We start from the raw sequence: 3,365 nt of genomic DNA on the forward strand, positions 1-3,365 counted from the left end.
CTGTTTTGTATTTGATTGATATAATCCTAATATCAGGCTTATAAACTAAAGAAGTATGAGAATACTTGTCTGATGTAAGCATTGTCTTTAACACCTCCTGTTTCGCGAACAGAATGCATTGCAAACATAGGATTTCCTATATCAACTGTACGAATATCGATTTGACCCGTTGAAACATTACCAAGAGTACTACCTCCAACAAGATCGGAACGGTTCACAAACTTTTGGTAAGGTACGTCTGCATTTTTGCAAAGTGTTTCAAACACAGTTCCTGAATCACCATCAGTTGTATATTTGTTGTTGGCATGAATCTTAATAACTGGCCCTTTATTAATGAATGGGCGGTTGGTAGGATCGTGCTTTTCTGAAATATTAGGATGAACGGCATGAGCCATATCTGCAGAAATCATAAATGAACTATAGATAGCTCTATGGAAATCTTCCATATTCTTACCTAACTTATAAACGATACGCTGCAAAAGATGACGTAATACAGGAGAACCTGCACCTTGTTTTGTTACACTACCCACTTCTTCGTTATCGAAGATAGCAAGCATCTGTGTTTTGTTAGTTGTTTTTGAATCTAATAAAGCTTTTAAACCAGCATGTGCCATAGCCAAATCATCCAGCTTAGGAGATGAGATGAACTCTTCGTTTAATCCGAAAATGGTTCCTTTTTCAACTTCAAATAATGTTACATCAAAATCAACGATAGATTGAGCATCTATTTTTAATTCATCAGCAATTAGATTGATTAGGCAGTTATCCTTTTCCATCTCATCAGTTATCATTGAAAGTAAAGGCAACATATCCTTTTGCTTGTTTAGCGCAACACCTTCGTTTACTTCACGATTTAAATGAATAGCAAGGTTTGGAATCACCATTAATGGACGATCTATTTTAACGAATAAGTGTTCTGGGTTAAGAGGATCGTTAGATTGTACACAAACACGCCCTGCGATAGAAAGTGGACGATCCATCCAAGTACTTTGGATTGGAGCACCATATACCTCTGTGTTTAATTTGATGTAGTTACCTTCAACTGTAATTTCAGGATTAGGTTTAATCTTGAAACCTGGAGCATCGCTATGGGCGCAGACTAATTGAAAGCCTTCCTCTTCAATTTCACCTTCTCCAATAGTGAAAGCGAAAATTGCTGAACCATTTTTTCCTGTGAAATATTTACCACCCTTGTTGATAGTCCATTCTTCACGAAGATCCAATTCTTGAAACCCACCTTCAACTAATTCTTCTCTAACATTGTTGACTGCGTGGTATGTGCTGGGACTGCGATGTATGAAATCGATTAGCTCCTGCGCTTGTTGCTTTTCCAAACTCATAGTGATTGTTTATTAATTTAATTGCGACAAGACTTTTCCAAGTTTTGTAGCCTATTTTGTTTATGTATTAGAAATTCAAAACTATATCAATTATTACAAATAATAAACTGTTTTGCTTTTAAACTGATAACATCTATCACAGTTTATTTTAAGTATGCTATAACTTATAAGTAAATTGAAATTCCAATTTTCGTTTAAAGTGAAAAGCACCTTTCTAAGATAGAAAAGTGCTTTTAGTATAATGAATTAGTTTATAATTTGAATTGTTTATTCTTCAGATGAACCTGGAAGATCTTTGTGGCGAAGATCTGTTCCATTTTGATAATAGATTGATGCTTCAGCAATATTTGTCGCATTGTCGGCAATACGTTCTATGCTATTTAAGATACTACCAAAATTAAGAATATTGGTCACATCTTCTATGGCTGCACCAGGAGGTGTACTTTTTCTGAGCATTCGTTTAATTAATTTGCGTTGCATATCGTCTACAACTTCATCATTCTGAATTGTCCAAATGGCAGTCTCATGATTTTCATTTTCAAAAGAATCTAAAGCCTTTCTTACCATGATCAAACTCATATCATACATATTGTGTATGGATTCTCTTTGATTTTCGGGTAATTGCTTTGGTGTTAAATCCATGAAAAAATGTAAGATATTATTCAGCTGGTCACCTATGCGCTCCATATCGCCTAACATTCTCAGGTACGATATGAGTTGACGAAGTTCTCTAGCCATGGGTTGTTGAAGCCCGATGGTTTGAATAATATTTTCGCTCATCTTTAGTTCTAACTGATCAAGCTTTGTTTCATTTTTCGAAAAAGTTTCAAGCTCTTTCTTCGACAAAGTATCTAAACCTGTTAGAATAACATTTTCCAGAGTCTCGAATTGTTCATACAATATGGATTTCATCTTTTGGAAATCCTTATTGATACCGTCAAATTTTTTATCTTTTTTTATCGACATCCTTTTTTAATTATAAGTTATAAATTAGGAGTTATGAATTTTTATATCTCCCTTTTTATTGGATTTTCACTTTTCATATTTCACATTGTTGTTTTTTTCGCAAAAGGGATAGAAGTGATTGTTTGAGCTCCTTTGTTATTTTTACAAAGAGCGAGTACGGATAGCCCGACCCGCAGGGTTTTGCCGTAAGAATTGTTGTTTTATCAACCAAATTTCCCCATTAGATAGGCTTCTGTTCGCTCATCTTTGGGTGTCGTAAACATTTTCTTGGTTTTGCCATATTCTACCAATTCACCCAGATACATAAACATCGAGTAATCTGATATTCGTGCAGCTTGTGACATATTATGAGTCACTAATATGATGGTATAATTCTTTTTCAGCTTTACGAGTAGATCTTCAATTTTAGCTGTAGCTATTGGGTCAAGTGCCGAAGTTGGCTCATCTAAAAGAATGACCTCAGGCTTATAGGCTAATGCTCGTGCAATGCATAAACGCTGTTGTTGCCCTCCTGATAAAAATGTACCTCTTTTGTGTAAGGCATCTTTTGTCTCATCCCAAAGACCAACTTCGCGAAGTGATCGTTCAACAATTTCATCCTTTTCGGAACGTTTCAGTTTTATTCCGTTTAAAATATAAGCAGCGATTACATTATCATAGATGCTCATAGTTGGAAACGGGTTAGGACGCTGAAATACCATGCCGATTTTACGTCTCAATTGAATCGGGTTTATTTTATAGATATCCTCACCTCCAAGGGTGATACTGCCTTTATGATGTGTTTCAGGATAAAGTTCGTGCATTCTATTAATTGCTCTTAATAAAGTACTCTTCCCACATCCGGATGGTCCCATTATTGCAGTGATCTTATTTTTTTGAATACCTGCAGAAACTTTGTCAATAGAATATTTGTCTCCACCATACGATACTGATAATTCATCGATGTTCAGAAAAGGAGATTCTATTTGGATGATTCTCTCATCCTCTTTAATTAGTATTGTACTTTCCATTTTTTTGCAATTGCTTTAGCACCTAGATTCAAAAGAAAAATAATAAGGA

The 3,365-nt window shown here is 35.1% G+C and carries 3 protein-coding genes; all 3 read right to left on the reverse strand.

Annotated elements, in window-relative coordinates; all coding sequences use genetic code 11:
• Positions 1–38 precede the first annotated feature (38 nt).
• The 3 genes from ABY905_RS15375 to pstB all read right to left on the reverse strand — a co-directional run bounded on the left by ABY905_RS15375 (position 39) and on the right by pstB (position 3,316).
• Complete coding sequence (locus tag ABY905_RS15375; RefSeq protein WP_372645460.1) at positions 39–1,340, reverse strand: M18 family aminopeptidase; 1,302 nt, start codon at positions 1,338–1,340, stop codon at positions 39–41.
• Positions 1,341–1,607: 267 nt separating this feature from the next.
• On the reverse strand, positions 1,608–2,306 hold the full coding sequence (phoU, locus tag ABY905_RS15380) for a phosphate signaling complex protein PhoU (RefSeq protein WP_372645462.1): 699 nt from the start codon (positions 2,304–2,306) through the stop codon (positions 1,608–1,610).
• Positions 2,307–2,509: 203 nt separating this feature from the next.
• Entirely contained in the window at positions 2,510–3,316 is an 807-nt protein-coding gene (gene pstB / locus ABY905_RS15385) for a phosphate ABC transporter ATP-binding protein PstB (RefSeq protein ID WP_372645464.1), read from the reverse strand.
• Between the last annotated feature and the right edge of the window lie 49 nt (positions 3,317–3,365).

It is taken from the genome of Ancylomarina sp., from assembly GCF_041555295.1.
GTDB lineage: Bacteria > Bacteroidota > Bacteroidia > Bacteroidales > Marinifilaceae > Ancylomarina.

What these genes read in the sequence shown, in the direction of transcription:
- phoU (WP_372645462.1), bottom strand. Translation starts at nt 2,306, where the DNA reads ATGTCGATAAAAAAAGATAAAAAATTTGACGGTATCAATAAGGATTTC.
- ABY905_RS15375 (WP_372645460.1), bottom strand. Translation starts at nt 1,340, where the DNA reads ATGAGTTTGGAAAAGCAACAAGCGCAGGAGCTAATCGATTTCATACAT.
- pstB (WP_372645464.1), bottom strand. Translation starts at nt 3,316, where the DNA reads ATGGAAAGTACAATACTAATTAAAGAGGATGAGAGAATCATCCAAATA.